We start from the raw sequence: 17,895 nt of genomic DNA, 5'->3' as shown, positions 1-17,895 counted from the left end.
CCTACATTCCGCACCTGATTTAGGAATAAATTTGTCGGTAGCGTTCACCCAATACCTCCAAAATGATCTGCTGGTCTCCTGTTAGCTCCGTTATCTGAGGCGGGGCTTCTCCCAGTCGATACTCATGGATGCCACCAAAGCGCAAAAAGATCCAACGGGCGGTTGGCTGCTGGGTCGGCTTCTTTTTCATATCTGCCACACTGCGGTTCTGCGCCACTAACCCCTGCCGGATCCGGTGCTCCAGGGCCGCATAAATCATCAGGCTACAGGTCATCACCATCAGCAACGCTTCAATTCGTTCCGGTTTTTTCAGGTACAGTGAGGAGGTTAAAAATTCCGGGCTCTTGAGAAAACGAAAGCCTCGCTCGACATTCTGCTGTGCCTTATAGGTGGCCAACAGTTCGGCCATGGTCAGCGTGTCGCTGTGGTCATTGGTCGCCAGGATGAACACCCCGGTCTGGTTGCGAGCCGCTTCAACTTGCGCCAAGCTGGTTGCCGCCACACCACTGATGTGAAACTGGTAGCTGACCGGTGCTTCCCCCTTTTTCGGTCTGCCACAACCGGCATAAACGGGGTCACTCACCACCTCGGCATCCAGTTGCAGCAGCATCAAGCTGGCGCTAAAACGACTCAATTCGGCCTGTGCATCCGCTTGGCAGGCAAAGCGTTTGGCACACAATTTGGCGAAGGCTTTGAGCTCGCGGGTGCTCTCTTTAAGCAGGTTTTTAGCCAATGTTTGCTGCTCACGGTTGCTGGCCTGTTCGCTGCGCACCAGCAACCAGCGCTGCGCGACGCCGGCATAATGGGCGGATTGCCAACAGCCATGATAACCATTGCCCAGCGCAACCAGCGACTGGGTGCCAATCGTTGCCACGGCCTGCTTGGCCTCGTTCAACGTGACCGGCACCCGGGTGACAAACAGTTGCTGCTGTTGCGCCAGCAGTTGCAAGGTCTCGGCACAATACAGTGCTGCATCGCCGACCAGATAACGGCAATCCTGCGCAGCCTTGAGGCTGCTCAAGTGGCGACGAACAGTCTGGGCAAAGGCTTTGGTGTCGTTACTGTTGCCACTGAGGGCCTGCATGTAGATGGGTAGCCCGGCCTGATTTTCACAGATGAGTTCCAGGATAACCTGGTTCAGCTCTGGCCGATGATCTCGACTATAACCCCGCACCAATTGCAGCTTACCGATCGTGTCCCCATCGGCCTGGTCATAGGCGCCATCGACGTGGAAGCTGGTGATATCGAGGTGCACTGCGGTGCTGTTGAGCCCCAGTCGCTCAACGACTTGCGCCGCCATCACTTGATACAAGGTGCTGACATCGGCCTCAAAGAGGGCATCGAGACAGCGCCCGAGCACATCATCATTGAGATCATCTGCACAGATCCCGGGGCCAATCAGGCGCTCAACCGGCTTGTTAGCGAAGAATTGTGGGAACATGTGCAGGGTGCTGCTGTGAAAGCCGAGGCCGTTCACTATCATGGCCACCAAAGCGTCACCGTGTGAGACCTTGAAAGGCGGTGTTTTGGGGAGCACCGCATCAATCATGCGGGCAATTCCCAGTTCTTGGCAGAGTGCGGCGACCAAACCAAGGTGATCGAGGTTACGGATAGCGATAGCGGCCATGATGATCTACCTGCAAAAGAGAGTAATAGATCAGAATGGCCGATCGCCGTCAAGCTTTGAAAAAGCCAAAATTAGGTGCGGAATGACGGGTTTATCGTCATCCCAACTCATTTTTTGGGGTTGCCATTGAACAAGAATAATTATCATCTATATCGATGGGGATGGATATTTACGCTCTGGTTAATTACGCAGGGTGACGTGAAGGTAAATAGTGTGAAGGCGGGTGGTAACATCTGTAACCGGATGAGCGAATGTATCGCAAGTTAAATATGATTACTATGTTGAAGGCAGCCTTCCACCTTGCCTTTTCTCTTACCATTAATTTGAATGCAGATTCACGATGATGCGTAAACATATCCGTGAGCGCGATATTTTACTCACCAGCATCCAAGACGATAAAGAGTGGGGGGCAGGTCATACTGATATGCATACCTCGGTGGCATCTTTTCATTAAGCGGTGTTAAACGTCAGGGAGGACAAGCGGGGTTGTGCTGTGTGGGCTCGCAGTAAAACGTGTCGCACTGAAGCGCAGGTAAAATGCAAACTGAAACCAAGCGACATGCAGGTAAATCGTGCCGTGAAGGCCGTGCTTGCTACCGGTAGTAGCTGGCCGTGAGACAGTTTTGGTATGGGGAGGCAAGTCAGGAGGTTGTCCCGTGGATGACTGCATGAAATATGCAATGGAATGAGTAAAGATATATTCAATGGATCATTTATTGGTGGGCATCAGTATTGTGAAATTAGCGGTATAGCCAAGATTTCAATCATGTTAATTTGGCTCACAGTGAAAGAGAGGATATGCAGTGATTAATTATTTAATATCCAATTAAGTTCATAAAATTTACGGGGATGCTAAATATCTCTTTGGGGGTAATTAATTTCATTTGTGATGTGGCTCGCTATGAAAATAGGGGTAAGCCGGTCGAAATTGATAGAGATCAATACTGCAGGGTGGGTGAGTCCTTAGCATTTCCGCTATTAAGCATTTATCAAACAAGTGCTCACTACGGGAATAAGAAGAATGGTCGAGGATAATTTTTTATCGGCTCATGGGATTAATCGCCGTGATTTTATGAAATTGTGTGCCGGGATGGCCGCAACCCTGGGATTAAGTCAGCATGCCGTCGCCAAGATGGCCACTGCGCTCACCAGCCCCGAACGGCCGCCGGTGATCTGGATTGGGGCGCAGGAGTGCACCGGTTGTACCGAATCGCTGCTGCGGGCCACGCACCCCACCATCGAGAACCTGATCCTCAACACCATTTCGCTGGAGTACCACGAGGTGCTCTCGGCGGCCTTTGGTCATCAGGTTGAAGAGAACAAGCACAACGCCATCAAGCGCTATAAAGGCAAGTATGTGCTGGTAGTGGATGGCTCCATTCCGCTCAAGGATGGCGGCGTCTACTGCATGGTGGCCGGTGAGCCTATCGTCGACCATATTCGCCGCGCCGCCGCCGATGCGGCTGCCGTCATCGCCATCGGCTCCTGTGCCGCCTGGGGCGGTGTGCCTGCCAGCGGTGGCAACCCGACCGGCGCTGTCAGCCTTGAAGAGGCCCTCGGCAATATCGGCACCCCCATCATCAATATCCCGGGATGCCCGCCCAATCCCCACAACTTCCTCACCACGGTTGCCTACTACATCACCTACGGCAAGCTGCCGGCACTGGATAGCAAGAAGCGTCCGCTGTTTGCCTATGAGCGGCTGATCCACGAGAACTGCGAGCGTCGTCCGCACTTCGACGCAGGGCGTTTTGCCAAGGAGTTTGGCGATGAGGGCCACCGTCAGGGCTGGTGTCTCTACCATCTGGGTTGCAAGGGGCCGGAGACCTATGGCAACTGTTCAACTCTGGAGTTCTGCGATGTGGGCGGTGGCATCTGGCCGGTCGGCATCGGTCACCCCTGTTATGGCTGTAACGAGCAGGGGGTCGGTTTTAGCAAGGGGATCTTCCAGCTTGCCAAGGTAGAAAACCCGACTCCGCGGGTGGATAAACCCGATGTGAAAATTCAGGAGGGGGGCTATACCTCGCCCACCGCGACCGGCCTTATCGGCGGCGCCCTCGGGGTGCTGGTGGGGGTAAGCCTGATGACGGTGCGTGAACTCGGTCGCCAGCAGAAGCGCCACGAAGCCGGGCAGCACCCATCACGGGAGGAGTAACCGTGAACAGACGCAACTTCCTCAAATTCGCCTCCGTCGGTGCGCTGGCGGCGGGCACAGCCGTACCCGGTACCGCACTGGCGGCGGCCAAGAACAAGCCGCCCATTCCCGGCGCACTCGGCATGCTCTACGACTCCACCCTCTGCGTTGGCTGTCAGGCCTGTGTTGCGGAGTGTCAGCGCCTCAACGGCAACCCGACCAACCCAGCCGGGGCGCAAACCTGGTCCAACAACGACAAGCTGACCCCTTACACCAACAACATCATTCAGGTGTGGAAGAGCGGCACTGGCGAGCACAAGGATCAGCTGGTGGATGGCTATGCCTACATCAAGAAGCAGTGCATGCACTGTGTCGATCCCAACTGCGTCTCTGTCTGCCCGGTGCAGGCTCTTAAAAAAGATCCCAAGACCGGCATCGTTCACTACGACCCGAGCGTCTGCACCGGCTGTCGCTACTGCATGGTGGGCTGCCCGTTCGATGTACCCAAATATGACTATGACAACCCGCTGGGGGCGATCCACAAGTGCGAGCTCTGCAACCAGAAGGGGCTTGAGCGGATCGATCAGGGCAAGTTGCCCGGCTGTGTCGAGGTGTGCCCGACCGGCGCCGTCATCTTCGGCACCCGCGAGGAGCTGATGGCCGAGGCCAAGCGTCGCCTGCTGGCGACCCCGGGCAGCGAATATGCCTATCCGCGCCAGACCCTCTCTGCCAACGACCCTTACCTGCACGAGGTGCCCAACTACCAGCCTTACGTCTATGGCGAGAAGGAGGGGGGCGGCACCCAGGTGCTGGTGCTGGCCGGGGTGCCCTATACCAAGCTCGACATGCCCGATCTGCCGGAGCTCTCCTCCGGTGCCCGCTCCGAGCATATCCAGCACACCCTCTACAAGGGGATGGTGCTGCCCATGGTGGTGCTGACCGGCCTCTCGGTGCTGATCCGCCGCAACACCAAGCATGGTCACGATCACCATCATGATGATGGCCATGATCAGGGGAGTACGCAGATCAAGGATCAGGGCACCACAAAGGGAGGCAAGGATCATGAGTAATCACAAGGCGTATCCCCTCGGCGGCAAGCTGGTCAGCTGGCCTGTGCTGGTGCTGGCCCCCTTTGCCGTGCTGTGCGGCATGTTGATTTTAAAACGCCTCGTCTTCGGGCTGGGTTCGGTCACCGACTTGAACGGCGGCTACCCCTGGGGGCTCTGGATCTCGTTCGATCTGCTGATCGGCACCGGTTTCGCCTGCGGCGGCTGGGCACTGGCCTGGGCTGTCTATGTGTTCAACCGGGGCGAGTATCACCCGCTGGTGCGACCGGCGCTGTTGGCGAGCCTGTTTGGCTACTCGCTCGGTGGCCTCTCCATCACCATCGACGTGGGGCGTTACTGGAACCTGCCGTACTTCTACCTGCCCGGTCACTTCAACACCTCCTCGGTGCTGTTCGAGACGGCGGTCTGCATGACCATCTATATCGGGGTGATGGCGCTGGAGTTTGCGCCGGTATTGCTGGAGAAGTTCGGCTGGAAGGCGTCCCTCATTCGCCTCAACAAGATCATGTTCTTCGTGCTGGCGCTGGGGGCCCTGCTGCCCACCATGCACCAATCCTCCATGGGCTCGTTGATGATCGTCGCGGGGGAGAAGATCCATCCGCTCTGGCAAAGCTACGAGTTGCTGCCGGTCTTTTCGCTGCTGACCGCCTTCATCATGGGCTTCTCTATCGTGGTATTTGAGGGCTCTCTGGTGCAGGCGGGACTGGCGGGGCGGGGCCCCAATGAGAAGTCGCTCTTCTACAAGCTGACCCAGGTGATCGATATCTTCCTGATCCTGTTTGTGGCGCTGCGCTTTGCCGAGATCGTCATCCACGACAAGTCGGAGTATCTCTCCGAGTTCAATCGCTTCTCCATCATGTTCTGGAGCGAGATTGCGCTGATGATCTTCCCGCTGCTGGTGTTCCACTGGGACAAGAGCCGCCGGGATTCGCGCATGTTGTTTCTGGGGGCCCTCAGCATGCTGCTGGGCGCCGCCCTCTGGCGACTGGATTACTCCCTGCTCGCCTTCAACCCCGGCAATGGCTACCACTACTTCCCCTCCGCGGAGGAGGTGCTGATCTCTCTGGGCTTTGTTGCCATCGAGGTGTGTGCCTATTTGCTGTTGATCCGGCTCTTGCCGGTACTGCCATCACTTGAACGTGTTCACCAAGATTATCAGGCCCGAGGGAAAGCCAACGTATGAGCCAACGTATCACCATAGACCCCATCACCCGCATTGAGGGGCACCTGCGTATCGACTGCGAAATCGAAGGCGGAAAAGTGACCAAAGCCTGGTCGTCCGGCACCATGTGGCGCGGCATGGAGGAGATCGTCAAGGGCAACGACCCGCGCGATGCCTGGATGATAGTGCAGCGCATCTGCGGGGTCTGTACCTCCATTCACGCCATCGCCTCGGTGCGGGCTGTGGAGAATGCCATCGGCGCCAAGGTGCCGGTCAACGCCCAGTTTATCCGCAACCTCATCATCGCGGCCCACAACATCCACGATCACATCGTCCACTTCTATCAGCTCTCCGCGCTGGACTGGGTGGACATCACCGCGGCCCTTGAGGCCAATCCGCAAAAAGCGGCGGACATGCTCAAGGGTGTATCAACCTGGTCCCTCAACAGTGCCGATGAACTGACCAAGGTGCAGGACAAGATCCGCGCGCTGGTGGCGAGCGGCCAGCTCGGCATCTTTGCCAACGGTTACTGGGGTCACAAGGAGATGAAGCTGAGCCCGGAGGTAAACCTCATCGCCGTGGCCCACTACCTGCAGGCGCTGGAGTGCCAGCGCGATGCCAACCGCATTGTCGCCATCCTCGGTGGCAAGAGCCCGCACATCCAGAATCTGGCGGTGGGCGGCGTGGCCAACCCCATCAATCTGGATGCACCTAGCGTGCTCAACCTGGAGCGGCTGCTCTATGTGAAGAGCTTTATCGACCGGCTTGGCGAGTTTATCGAGCAGGTCTACAAGGTGGATGCCGCCATCATAGCCGCGCACTACCCCGAGTGGCTGAATCTGGGGCAGGGGGCCAAGCACTACCTGAGCGTGCCGGAGCTCCCCACCGACGCCAACGGCGGCAGCTTCCTGATGCCGGGCGGCTACATCGAGAATGGCAATCTGGCGGGTTATCGCCCCATCGAGAGTCATCAGGATGGCTGGCTGATAGATGGCATCGCCGAGAGCAACAAGCACGCCTGGTACAAGGATGACGAGCCTCTCAAGCCGTGGGAGGGCAAGACCGAGCCGAACTACACCGGTTGGCAGGATGACGGCAAATACTCCTGGGTCAAATCCCCCACCTTCTACGGCAAGGTGGTGGAGGTGGGGCCGCTTGCAGACCTCTTGGTGAAGCTTGCCGCCAAACACCCGGAGACGGTGGCGCACTTCGACCAGCTGAACGGCATCTACAAGGCGCTGACCGGTTTCGCCATCAAGACTGAACAGCTGCACTCCACCATGGGTCGCATTATCGGTCGCGCGGTGCGCTGCTGCGTGCTCAAAGACACCCTGGCGCACCAGTGGAAGGCGCTGGTGGACAACATCGGCAAGGGGGACACCACCGCCTACATCAAGGCCGAGATCCCGGCGGATAAAGAGTTTCGCGGGGTAGGCTTTGAAGAGGCGCCGCGCGGCATGCTCTCCCACTGGATCGTCATCAAGGGCGGCAAGATCGAGAACTATCAGGCGGTGGTGCCATCGACCTGGAACTCGGGCCCGCGCAACTTCAATGACGAGCCCGGCCCCTACGAGCAATCTCTGGTAGGCACCCCGGTGGCGGATCCCGCCAAGCCGCTGGAGGTGGTGCGTACCATCCACTCGTTCGACCCCTGCATGTCCTGCGCGGTGCACGTGGTGGATACCCAAAATGGCGAAACGACTCAGGTGAAGGTGCTGTGATGAACACCTTGATCCTGGGCGTCGGCAACCTGCTCTTGAGTGACGAGGCCGTCGGCGTGCGCATCGTTGAGGCGCTGGGGCGCAACTACCGTTTCGCCCCTGGCATCGAGCTGCTCGATGGCGGTACTGCCGGCATGGAGCTGCTCGAAGCGATGGCCAGTCGCGATCACATCATTCTGGTGGATGCGGTGCGCAGCGGTAATCCGCCGGGCACCGTAGTGACTCTGAAAGATGAGGAGATCCCGACCCTGTTTGGCCGCAAGATCTCCCCCCATCAGCTGGGGCTGGCGGATGTGCTCTCGGCGCTGCATATGACGGGGGAGTCGCCCAAGCGGCTCACCCTGATCGGGGTCGAGCCCGAATCCCTCGAACCGCGTATCGGCCTCACCCCTGAGGTGGCGGCTGCCATGGGGGAGGCGACGGATCGGATTTTGACCCTGCTGGCCAGTGTCGGTGCCCCCGCCATCCCGCTCTCTGAGCAGGAGAAAGCTGAACAAGCGCGGGAGGGTCTATGGCGCAGTCCCATTTAAGCGAGGCTGAGAGAGTGCTGGAGAGAGTACCGGAGACGGCACAGGAGTTTGCCTGTCTTGCCACCAATCCCGCTCCTCTGCTGGTAGCCCAGTATGAGCGGATCGCTCGCGAAGAGATGCAGGCGTTGCCCTTCTATCACGCCACCATGCCCATTGTGGCGGAGTGCACGTTGTTTGAAGACCAGTGGCTCGGCTGCGTGCTCACCCCCTGGATGTTGAGCGTGGTGGTGCTGCCGGGGCCAGATCAACTCTGGCCGGTGCGCAGCAGCAGCGATCGGCTCGCCCTGCAGCTCCCTTGCGGCAACATGACCTTTATGGTGGGTGAATTGCCCGAAAGTGGTCAGCTGCTGGCCTGCTCCCTGATGTCGCCGCTCGATCCTCATCTCGGGGCTGGGGAGGGGCGCTCACTGGTGAGCAGCACCCTCAAGATGCTGCTCTCCTTGCCGGTGCAGCAAGGGGCTGGCGGCGTGGATCTGGGTCGCAGACGGCTATTCGGTGCCCGGCGCGGTCAACCGGCATAGTCGCTAGGTTTCACGCGAAATCAAGTTTAGAATAGGGGGCCATTTTGGCCCCTCACTCCCATGTTCAGACACGCATTGCGCCTCGTTTTTGAGTGATGATCCGTGAGTGGTACAAAACAAAAAGGATCCCCATGACTGTTCCACGCAATTCCCTTCGCCATTACGCCAGATCCAGCGCTACCGCCCTGTTGACCCTGCTGCTGGGCACCGCTTCTCACGCGGCGCTGGCCGTTGCCCAACCTGTGCCTGCCGAGCTCAAGCTCGCCATCGGCAGTGAGCCCACCGAAGGGTTTGACCCTCTGCTCGGTTGGAGTCACGGCAGCTACCTGCTGCTGCACAGTCCGCTGCTCAAGCAAAACGCGGACCTCAGCTGGCAGAATGTGCTCACCCAAGCGGTGACCCCGAACAAGGATGGCAAGGGGTGGCTCATTACCCTCAAGCCGGATTTGAAATTCTCCAATGGCGCGCCACTCACCGCCGAGGATGTGGCCTTTACCTACAACAGCGCGGCCAAGGGGGGAGGCAAGATCGACATGGGCAACTTTGTCTTGGCCAAGGTGCTCTCGCCCACCGAGGTGGCCATCACCCTGAGTGCCCCCCAGAGTACCTTTGTCAACGTGCTGGGATCTTTGGGGATAGTGTCGAAGCAGGATTACGACGCACAAGCCTATGCCCAAAAACCGGTCGGTGCCGGCCCTTACCGGCTGGTAAGCTTCCTGCCGGGTCAACAGCTGGTGGTGGAGGCGAACCCCTATTACGCCGGTGGCAACAATGACTTCAAACGGCTGGTCTTTGTCTTTATCGATGAAGAGAGCGCCTATGCCGCTGCCCAGAGCAGCCAGCTCGATGTGGTGCGCATTGCCCCGTCACTGGCGCCCACCGTGCCTGCCTCCCTCAAGCTGTGGGTGCGGCCGAGTGTCGAGAACCGCGGTATCGTATTCCCTATTCCGCCTGCGGGTGGCAAGGATGCCAAGGGTTATCCCATCGGCAATGACGTGACCTCGGATGTGGCAGTGCGCCGCGCCATCAACTACGCCATCGATCGCAAGCTTTTGGCTGATCAACTGCTGGAAGGACATGCCATCCCCGCCTACAGCGCGGTGGAAGGCCTGCCCTGGCTAAACAAGGCCACCGCCTTCAAGGATGGCGATGCGGCCCGCGCCAATGCCCTGCTCGACGAAGCGGGCTGGAAGATGGGCAGTGACGGCATTCGCCACAAGGGCGACCTGCGCGCCGCCTTTACCCTTTGGTACACCAGTGGCGACAGCACCCGCCGGGATTTGGCAGAAGCGGTGCGGGCCATGCTCAAACCCATCGGCCTCGAGGTGAGCCTCAAGTCCGGCAGCTGGGAGCAGGTGGAGCGGGAGATGCACGCCAATCCGGTGCTGATGGGGTGGGGGAGTCTGGATCCCATGGAGCTCTATCACCACTATCAGAGCGGCTCCGGTGGCGTGGAGTTCTACAATCCGGGCTACTACAGCAACCCTGTGGTGGATGGCCACCTCAAGCAGGCGCTGGATGCCCCGAACTGGCAGGCGGCCGTGCCGTTCTGGCAGCAGGTGGAGTGGGATGGCAAAACGGGCGCCGGAGTGCTGGGTGATGCCGCCTGGGCCTGGCTGCTCAATGTGCAGCACACCTATCTCGCCAACCGTTGCATCGATCTTGGCAAGGGGGCGCCGGAAATCCACGGTAGCTGGTCCCTGCTCAACAACCTGCAGGATTGGCGGTGGACGTGCCGATAAGTTCGCCCTTGAGTCATTCAGGTTATCTGTTGCTAAAAGCCCTGCTGCGTTTGGCAGGGCTGTTATGTCTGGTCTCGGTCGCCACCTTTGTGCTGCTGAGTTACTCCCCCATCGACCCCATCAAGGCCTATATCGGCAACGATCTGCTCCATGTGCCGCCGGAGCAGTACGCCCGCATTGCCGCCCGCTGGGGGTTGGATCAACCGCTCTGGCTGCGCTACTGGCACTGGTTCAACCAAATGCTGCGGGGGGATCTCGGCTACTCCATGCTCTACAACGCGCCTGTGGGTGAGGTAATAAGCCAGCGTTTTTCCGCCTCCTTCCTGCTGCTGGCGGGCGCCTGGCTGCTCTCCGGCTTTTTCGGCATCCTGCTTGGGCTCTGCGCCGGTCGCTATCTCAACCGCTGGCCCGATCGTCTTATTTGCCGTTTTGCCTACCTGCTAGCCTCCTTGCCCACCTTCTGGGTCGGCCTGTTGCTGCTCGCCCTGTTTGCGGTGCACTGGCCGCTACTGCCGGTCTGCTGCGCCTGGACGCCGGGGCTCGCTGCCGATGAGGCGGATTGGCTGATGCGGTTGCGTCATCTGCTGCTGCCGGTCACCACGCTCGCCCTGCTCGGGCTGGGCAATATTGCCCTGCATACCCGGGCGCGAGTGGCCGAGGTGCTGGAGAGTGACTTTATCCGCTACGCCCGCGCTCAGGGGGATGGCGGCTGGCCCATGCTGCGTTTTCATGTGCTGCGCCACGCCCTGACCCCGGCGCTCTGCCTGCAGTTTGCCTCCCTTGGTGAGCTGATTGGCGGATCGCTCTTGGCCGAGAAAGTCTTCTCCTACCCGGGGCTCGGCCAGGCCACAGTGGATGCGGGGCTGCGGGGCGATATTCCCCTGCTGATGGGAATCGTGCTCTTCTGCACCCTGCTGGTCTTTATTGGCAACACGGTGGCCAGTTTGCTGCTGGCCCGCATCAATCGGGGTTGGGAGGGCGAGCATGCTGTTTAATCCGCTTCCCTCCATAGTTCGTCTCGCTGTAGCCCTGATTGGATTGGCGCTGCTGGCTGCTTACGGCTGGAGCCTCTCTCATCAGGATGTGCCGATGGATCTGCTGGCGCGCCAGCAGCCTCCCTCGCTGGCCCACTGGTTCGGCACCGATCAGATGGGGCGGGATCTCTGGTTGCGGGCCTTTCAGGGCACCCTCACCAGTCTGGAGCTTGGCATCAGCACGGCGCTCTGCAGTGGCCTGCTGGCCATGGTGGCGGCAAGCGTGTCGCTCATTCACCCCAGATGTGATGCGGCGGTACGAATGGTGATCGACGCCATGCTGGCGCTGCCCCATATGCTGCTCTTGATCCTTATCTGCTTTACCGTGGGGGGCGGTATGCGCGGGGTGATTCTGGCGGTGGCGCTCACTCACTGGCCCAAGCTGGCGCTCATTCTCTGCGCCGAGGCGCGGCGGATCGCCTGCAGCGACTATGTGGTGCTGGCCCGCTGTCAGGGGATGGGGGCGCTGCGTCGCTGGCGGATCCACCTGCTGCCGGGGCTGTTGCCCCAGTGGTTTATCGGCACCCTGCTGATGTTTCCCCATGCGGTGCTGCACAGCGCGGCCTTGAGCTTTCTCGGTTTTGGGCTGGCGGCCCACGAGGCTTCCCTTGGCCTGCTGCTGGCCGATGCCCTGCGTTATCTGGCCGGTGGCGGCTGGTGGCTGGCCCTCTTCCCGGGGCTGATGTTGCTGCTGCTGGTATTGCTGTTTGATCAGGCAACCCGCGCTCTGCAACAGCTGTTGTGGCACAGGAGTGAACCATGCTGAGTTTTGATCAGGTGACCATAGAGGCGGCCCACTACTCCTGGCTGGGACGGCGCAGCTGGCAGCCATTGCTGACCGATATCAGCCTGCAACTGGCGCCGGGGGAGATAGTGGCGCTGGTGGGGGGGAGCGGCGAGGGCAAGAGCCTGCTGTTGCAAAGCGCTCTGACCCTGCTGCCGGACAATCTGCGGATGCGCGGCAGCATCTCCCTCGATGGCGTGCCCCTGTGCGATGCCAGCCGGGCCCGTTTACGCGGCCACACCCTCTGCTATGTGCCGCAGGGTGTAAGCGCCCTCAATCCGCTGCTGACGGTGGAGCGCCAGCTGGGCCGTGCGGCACGCCTCTGCGGCCAGAGCGGTTCTCGCAAGCGGCTCGGCGAGCAGCTGCTGCGCTACCAGCTGCCCGCGACCACCCTGGACAGATTCCCGCGCCAGCTCTCCGGCGGCATGGCCAAGCGCATTCTGGCCTGCACCGCGGCCCTCGGCGGCGCCCGCTACATTCTGGCGGACGAGATCACCGCCTGGCTCGACGAGGGGCTGGCTTGTCTCCTGCTCGGCCAGTTGCGTGAATTGGCCAATCAGGGCAGCGGCATCCTCTGGGTGACCCACGATCTGGCGCTGGCGGCCCGCTTCGCCGATCGGATAGTCGCGCTCCATCAGGGGCAGGTGAGCGATACCTTGAGCTGCCACCATCTGCGCCAGGGGCAGGGGAGCGAGATGCTCCGGGCCCACTGGCAGGCGCTGCCCGAGTTCAATGCGCTCTTCTCTGTGCCGGAGGTCTCCTGATGCTGGAAGTACGAAATCTCACTATCGCCCAGGGTGAACGTCCCCTCTGGCAGGGGTTATCACTGACGGTGAAAGCGGGGGAGCGGCTTGGTATCTCCGCCCCCAGCGGTTATGGCAAAACCACGCTGGGGCGAGTGTTGGCGGGTTGGCAACCGGTTGGGGCCGGCGGGCAGATCCTGCTGGATGGGCAGCCAGTACCTGAACAGGTAAAAGGCTATAACCCCATTCAGCTGGTGTCCCAGCATCCGGAGCTCACCTTCAATCCCTATCGCACCACCGGGCAGGCGTTGTGGGATGTATGGCGCCCCGATGACGCCATGCTGGCCCGCTTTATGGTCAAGCCTGAATGGCTTGGTCGTAAACCCGGTCAGCTCTCCGGTGGGGAGCTGGCCCGCATCGCGCTGCTGCGCGCCCTCGATCCTCGCACTCGTCTGCTGATTGCCGATGAGGTGACTGCCCAGCTGGATCCGCAAATCCAGCGTCATCTCTGGCGGGAGTTGATGATGGAGTGCGAACAGCGCGGGCTTGCCATGGTGATATTCAGCCACCAGCAGGCGCTGCTGCGCCAGATCTGCCATCGGGTGCTGCGCTTTGGGGAGGTGCCGCCCGTGACTGGTGTATTGGCTGAAAATGCGGCCTGAGGGTTAGTTCCCCCTCATCCCCAGCCCTTCTCCCGCAAGGGGAGAAGGGAGTTGAAGGTGCCATCTCATCACGCTCAGGGTTTAGGGTTTGGAAAATCTCGGGGTTTGAAAATATGGCTGGTTGTTATGCTCGAAGCGCCCCCTGAGGGGTTTGAGGGAGTCGTATAGTTGCAGCATGCTGTCGGCATCCACAAACCGGTTCCCTCTCCCAGGGGAGAGGGCTAGGGTGAGGGGACGCGAGTGTGGGATGCTGGTCACTCTGAACAGTTAGAGCAGCGGACAAGGTTCATAGATAAAAGAGAGGGAGGCATCAGCCTCCCTCTCTTGTCTTCTACCGTTATCAGCGGCGTTTAACCGGTTTAGGCACTGGCCAGCCAGTTAAGCCAGGCATCCATCCCTTCACCCGTAGTGGCGCTGACCTGGATCACCTGAATATAGGGGTTGACCCGTTTGGCGTTCTCGATGCAGCGGGCCACGTCAAAGCTGACGTAGGGCAGCAGATCGATCTTGTTGATCACCATCAGCTGGGCGGCGGCGAACATGTCCGGGTACTTGAGTGGCTTCTCTTCCCCCTCGGTGACGGAGAGGATCGCCACCTTGTACTTCTCGCCGAGATCGAAGCTGGCGGGGCAGACCAGATTGCCCACGTTCTCGATAAAGAGGATGCCCCCTTCATTGGCTGGCAGCTGGTGGCAGGCGTCGTGGACCATTTTGGCATCCAGATGGCAGCCCTTGCCGGTGTTGATCTGCACGGCAGGAACGCCGGTGGCACGGATGCGATCCGCATCGGCGCTGGTCTGCTGATCCCCTTCGATTACCGCGCAGGGGCGTTTGTCGGCCAGTTGGCGCAAGGTTTCGCACAGCAAAGTGGTTTTGCCTGAACCCGGGCTAGACACCAGGTTGAGCACCAGCTGGGCCGCCTCGTCGAAGTGTTCGCGGTTGTGGGCCGCCAGCGCATTGTTCTTGGCCAGCACATCCATCTCGATGGCGATCAGCTGGCGCTGCCCCATACCGGGGACCGACAATCCCGCTTCCCCTTTGCCGTAGTGCAGATCACCGTGCTGATGGTCATGGTCATGGCTGTGATCATGGGGGTGTGCGTGGGAATGGCCGTGGTCATGAGAGTGGGCGTGATCATGATGATGGTCGCAGGGGCGATCATGACCCTCATGGCTTATGGGAGCCCGTACCCCGTGGTAGTGGTGATGGACATCTCCCTGATGGTGATAGTGGTGGTGAATGATCAGGGTGCGCGGTGCGCTCTGCTCGTGATCATGGTGGTGATGGGCGTCATGAGCATGATGATGGTCGTGCTTATGATCATGTTCGTGATGATGCTCATGATCGTGCTCATGGCCGGCAATCCGCGCCTGGCCGCATCCGCATACGCTACACATATCAACTTACCTCGATGTCGGTGATGCGCAGGCTATCACCTTGCGCGACTCGTAATTTGTATCCGCCACAGTCGGGGCAGGCCTGCCCGCGCTCGGTGAGGGTGACCGTCTGGTTGCAGTCGTAACACCAGGCCTCTGCCGCCTTGTGTTGAAAGTGAAGCTGGGCCCCTTCGACGGCAGTGCCCTTGGCGGCCGCCTCGAAGCAGAAGGCGATGGTGTCAGGGTCGACGCAGGAGAAGCTGCCAACCTCGAGCCAGAGGGCGGTCACCTTGTTAAAGCCCCGCTGGGTGGCCTGCTCGGCCGCCAGATCGATGGCGGCCATGGCCAGAGACATTTCGTGCATGGTGGCTCCTTAACCGATATGGGGAGGAGCAGTGACTCCTCCCTGTAATTGACGGAACGGCATGGCCGCTCAACAGATCCGCGGCAGCAGCTCCCCTTGCGGTAGCTCCAGATAACGGCGGCTACCCCAGGGGTTGTTGAGGATCACCTTGTGGCGATCGCTTGCCTGCACCACGCCGATCTGGCTGGCGGCGGGGTTGAATTGTCGCAAGATGCCCAGTGCGTCCTGCGCCTGTTCGGCAGGCAGGGCAAGCACCATGGTCCCCTCGTTGGCGAGATCATGGGGCTCGAAGCCGTAGAGCTCGCACAGGCCACGCACCGGATCACACACTGGAATGGCGGACTCCTCCAGCTCGATGGCAACGCCGGAGGCGCTGCTCCACTCGTTGAGCACGGCGGCAAGGCCACCGCGGGTGGCATCGCGCAGGGCGTGAGGGGTAATACCCGCTTTTAGCAGCGCTTCGACCTGTGGCCAGAGGGTGGTGCAGTCGCTCTTGAGATCAGATCCCAGTTGCAGGGCGTCACGGGCCATCAGGATGCAGGCGCCGTGGCTGCCGATATCCCGCGACACCAGAATGGCGTCACCGGCTTTGAGATTGCGTACCGAGATGCCCCGGCTCTGCTCAGGCCGCGGGAAAGTGCCGACCCCGCTGGTGTTGATAAAGATCTTGTCGGCCGCCCCCTTGGGCACCACCTTGGTGTCGCCGCAGACGATGCGGGCGCCGCTTTTGGCAAGCTCTGCCGCCATCGACTCGACGATGCGGGCGAGATCGGCGTAGGGGAAGCCCTCCTCGATAATAAAGCTGCAGCTCAGATACTCGGGTTTGGCCCCCATCATGGCGAGATCGTTGACCGTGCCGGCGATAGCCAGCTTGCCGATATCACCCCCCTCGAAGAAGAGCGGCGAGACGGTAAAGCTGTCGGTGGTAAAGGCTACGGGGCCCTCTACCGGCAGCAGGGCGGCATCTTCACCGCGCAGCAGGATCTCGTTGCCAAAGTGGCGAAAGAAGAGCTGGTTGATCAGCTGATTCATCTCGACGCCGCCGCCGCCGTGGCTTAACTGAATTTCTCTCATTGGATCCCCATATATCGGTAGTAGGCATTGCAGGCCCCTTCGGAGCTGACCATGCAGCTGCCCATGGGCTGGGTCGGGGTGCAGCCCCGGCCAAAGACTTTGCACTGGTTCGGTTTGGCAAGGCCGCGCAGGATATCGGCGCACTGGCACGCCTTGTGGTCATCGATGGGAGTCTGATTGAGCGCAAAGTGACGCTCCGCATCGCGCTTGGCAAACGCATCGCGCAGGCGCAGGGCGGAAGCGTTGATATCCCCCAGACCCCGCCAGCGAAAGTGCTCGCGGGTCTCGAAAAAGCGCTCGACCAGCCGCTGGGCGGCTTTATTGCCGCTGGCGGTGACGGCGCGGCTGTATTGCACCTCCAGCGCGTAGCGACCCTCCACCTTCTGGCGCACCATCATCAAGAGCGCCTCCATCACATCCACCGGTTCGAAGCCACTCACCACCACCGGTACCTGATAACGATCGACGATGGGCAGGTAGATATCGGCGCCGGTGATGACGCTGACGTGGGAGGGGCCGATAAAGGCGTTCACCTTGGCCACCCCGTCGGCCATCACCGCATGAATGGCAGGGGGCACCAGCACATGGTTGATATGAAACAGCAGGTTCTCAATCCCCTCAGCTTCAGCCGCAGCCAGCAAGGCGGCGGTCATCGGGGTAGAGGTCTCGAAACCGATGGCGAAGAAGACCACGGTTTTTTCCGGGTTCTCTTTGGCGATACGCAGGGCATCGAGGGGGTCATAGACCGGGCGGATATCGCTCCCCTTGGCGCGCTGCTGGGCCAGCGTGCCCTTGGAGCCCGGTACCCGGATCATGTCCCCCAGGGTGACCAGAATGACGTTGGGCTGGCGGGCCAGCTCGATGGCCTGATCGATGCGCTCTTTGGGCATGATGCAGACCGGGCAGCCGGGGCCGTGGACAAACTCGATGCTGGCGGGCAGCAGCTGGTGCAGGCCGTATTTCATGATGGTGTGGGTATGGCCGCCACACACCTCCATCACCCGCAGCGGTTCGGGGAGTAATTTGGCCAGTTCGGTGATTTGGGCGGAGAGGGCGCGGATCACCTCGGGCTGGCGAAAGCCCTGAAACAGATCATTCAAGGTCAGCATGGCAAGATATCCTGTTTGGGCATCAGGGCCACCATCTGGCGGAAGCTCTCGAGGCTGGCCTGCGCCTCCTCCTGGTCAATCTTGCTCATCACAAAGCCGATATGGAGCAGCACATAGTCGCCCACCTGGAGAGGCTCTTCGAGCAGCATGCAGCTGACGCGCCGCTGCACCCCCAAGGTGTCGACGGTGACGCAGTTATCTTCGGGGTGCAGCTGCACCACCTGAGAGGGAATGGATAGACACAT

General features: G+C 60.3%; 18 protein-coding genes. 12 read left to right on the top strand and 6 right to left on the bottom strand.

The window, feature by feature from the left end:
- Nucleotides 1-19: 19 nt before the first annotated feature.
- On the bottom strand, nucleotides 20-1,633 hold the full coding sequence (locus AB5Y84_RS13470) for an IS1634 family transposase (RefSeq protein WP_368176411.1): 1,614 nt from the start codon (nucleotides 1,631-1,633) through the stop codon (nucleotides 20-22).
- Between the two features lie 1,015 nt (nucleotides 1,634-2,648).
- Between AB5Y84_RS13470 and hybO the strand changes: the two genes are divergently transcribed.
- From hybO to AB5Y84_RS13415, 11 genes are all read left to right on the top strand, one after another.
- Nucleotides 2,649-3,782, top strand: coding sequence for a hydrogenase 2 small subunit (hybO, locus tag AB5Y84_RS13465; protein ID WP_368177149.1), 1,134 nt, complete (start codon nucleotides 2,649-2,651; stop codon nucleotides 3,780-3,782).
- 2 nt (nucleotides 3,783-3,784) lie between these two features.
- The gene (hybA, locus tag AB5Y84_RS13460) at nucleotides 3,785-4,831 is read left to right on the top strand and encodes a hydrogenase 2 operon protein HybA (protein ID WP_213389496.1); all 1,047 of its coding nucleotides are present in this window, start codon (nucleotides 3,785-3,787) and stop codon (nucleotides 4,829-4,831) included.
- Nucleotides 4,824-6,011, top strand: coding sequence for a Ni/Fe-hydrogenase cytochrome b subunit (hybB, locus tag AB5Y84_RS13455; protein ID WP_021230238.1), 1,188 nt, complete (start codon nucleotides 4,824-4,826; stop codon nucleotides 6,009-6,011). Before hybA ends, hybB begins: the two co-directional genes overlap by 8 nt.
- On the top strand, nucleotides 6,008-7,711 hold the full coding sequence (gene hybC, locus AB5Y84_RS13450; RefSeq protein ID WP_368177148.1) for a hydrogenase 2 large subunit: 1,704 nt from the start codon (nucleotides 6,008-6,010) through the stop codon (nucleotides 7,709-7,711). Before hybB ends, hybC begins: the two co-directional genes overlap by 4 nt.
- Nucleotides 7,711-8,241, top strand: a complete 531-nt coding sequence (locus tag AB5Y84_RS13445; protein ID WP_368177147.1) for a HyaD/HybD family hydrogenase maturation endopeptidase — start codon at nucleotides 7,711-7,713, stop codon at nucleotides 8,239-8,241. Before hybC ends, AB5Y84_RS13445 begins: the two co-directional genes overlap by 1 nt.
- Nucleotides 8,223-8,762, top strand: a complete 540-nt coding sequence (gene hybE, locus AB5Y84_RS13440) for a hydrogenase-2 assembly chaperone (RefSeq protein WP_257725432.1) — start codon at nucleotides 8,223-8,225, stop codon at nucleotides 8,760-8,762. Before AB5Y84_RS13445 ends, hybE begins: the two co-directional genes overlap by 19 nt.
- 131 nt (nucleotides 8,763-8,893) lie before the next feature.
- Complete coding sequence (locus tag AB5Y84_RS13435; RefSeq protein WP_368177146.1) at nucleotides 8,894-10,504, top strand: ABC transporter substrate-binding protein; 1,611 nt, start codon at nucleotides 8,894-8,896, stop codon at nucleotides 10,502-10,504.
- Nucleotides 10,489-11,499 (top strand): ABC transporter permease, encoded by a 1,011-nt coding sequence (locus AB5Y84_RS13430; protein WP_368177145.1) that lies wholly within the window; start codon nucleotides 10,489-10,491, stop codon nucleotides 11,497-11,499. Before AB5Y84_RS13435 ends, AB5Y84_RS13430 begins: the two co-directional genes overlap by 16 nt.
- The gene (locus AB5Y84_RS13425) at nucleotides 11,489-12,304 is read left to right on the top strand and encodes an ABC transporter permease (protein ID WP_368177144.1); all 816 of its coding nucleotides are present in this window, start codon (nucleotides 11,489-11,491) and stop codon (nucleotides 12,302-12,304) included. Before AB5Y84_RS13430 ends, AB5Y84_RS13425 begins: the two co-directional genes overlap by 11 nt.
- Nucleotides 12,298-13,086 carry an ATP-binding cassette domain-containing protein gene (locus tag AB5Y84_RS13420; RefSeq protein ID WP_368177143.1) on the top strand — a complete coding sequence of 263 codons (789 nt, stop codon included), beginning with the start codon at nucleotides 12,298-12,300 and terminating at the stop codon, nucleotides 13,084-13,086. Before AB5Y84_RS13425 ends, AB5Y84_RS13420 begins: the two co-directional genes overlap by 7 nt.
- Nucleotides 13,086-13,727, top strand: a complete 642-nt coding sequence (locus AB5Y84_RS13415; RefSeq protein WP_368177142.1) for an ATP-binding cassette domain-containing protein — start codon at nucleotides 13,086-13,088, stop codon at nucleotides 13,725-13,727. The genes AB5Y84_RS13420 and AB5Y84_RS13415 overlap by 1 nt, the downstream gene beginning before the upstream one ends.
- A 359-nt stretch (nucleotides 13,728-14,086) precedes the next feature.
- On the opposite strand, the gene hypB is transcribed toward AB5Y84_RS13415, so the two are convergent.
- On the bottom strand, nucleotides 14,087-14,779 hold the full coding sequence (gene hypB, locus AB5Y84_RS13410; RefSeq protein WP_265344154.1) for a hydrogenase nickel incorporation protein HypB: 693 nt from the start codon (nucleotides 14,777-14,779) through the stop codon (nucleotides 14,087-14,089).
- Here hypB and AB5Y84_RS13405 point away from each other — a divergent pair.
- Nucleotides 14,774-15,148 (top strand): hypothetical protein, encoded by a 375-nt coding sequence (locus AB5Y84_RS13405; RefSeq protein ID WP_368177150.1) that lies wholly within the window; start codon nucleotides 14,774-14,776, stop codon nucleotides 15,146-15,148. The two genes, hypB and AB5Y84_RS13405, sit on opposite strands and share 6 nt — an antisense overlap.
- Here AB5Y84_RS13405 and hypA read toward each other — a convergent pair.
- From hypA to AB5Y84_RS13385, 4 genes are all read right to left on the bottom strand, one after another.
- On the bottom strand, nucleotides 15,126-15,467 hold the full coding sequence (gene hypA / locus AB5Y84_RS13400) for a hydrogenase maturation nickel metallochaperone HypA (RefSeq protein ID WP_323917073.1): 342 nt from the start codon (nucleotides 15,465-15,467) through the stop codon (nucleotides 15,126-15,128). The two genes, AB5Y84_RS13405 and hypA, sit on opposite strands and share 23 nt — an antisense overlap.
- A gap of 69 nt (nucleotides 15,468-15,536) precedes the next feature.
- Complete coding sequence (gene hypE / locus AB5Y84_RS13395) at nucleotides 15,537-16,541, bottom strand: hydrogenase expression/formation protein HypE (RefSeq protein ID WP_368177141.1); 1,005 nt, start codon at nucleotides 16,539-16,541, stop codon at nucleotides 15,537-15,539.
- Nucleotides 16,538-17,650, bottom strand: a complete 1,113-nt coding sequence (gene hypD / locus AB5Y84_RS13390) for a hydrogenase formation protein HypD (RefSeq protein WP_368177140.1) — start codon at nucleotides 17,648-17,650, stop codon at nucleotides 16,538-16,540. Before hypD ends, hypE begins: the two co-directional genes overlap by 4 nt.
- On the bottom strand, nucleotides 17,644-17,895 hold the full coding sequence (locus AB5Y84_RS13385) for a HypC/HybG/HupF family hydrogenase formation chaperone (RefSeq protein WP_005351497.1): 252 nt from the start codon (nucleotides 17,893-17,895) through the stop codon (nucleotides 17,644-17,646). The genes hypD and AB5Y84_RS13385 overlap by 7 nt, the downstream gene beginning before the upstream one ends.

It is taken from the genome of Aeromonas sp. s11 (assembly GCF_040907945.1).
GTDB classification, from domain to species: Bacteria; Pseudomonadota; Gammaproteobacteria; order Enterobacterales; family Aeromonadaceae; genus Aeromonas; species Aeromonas veronii.
This window is presented reverse-complemented; position numbering and strand designations above follow the sequence as displayed.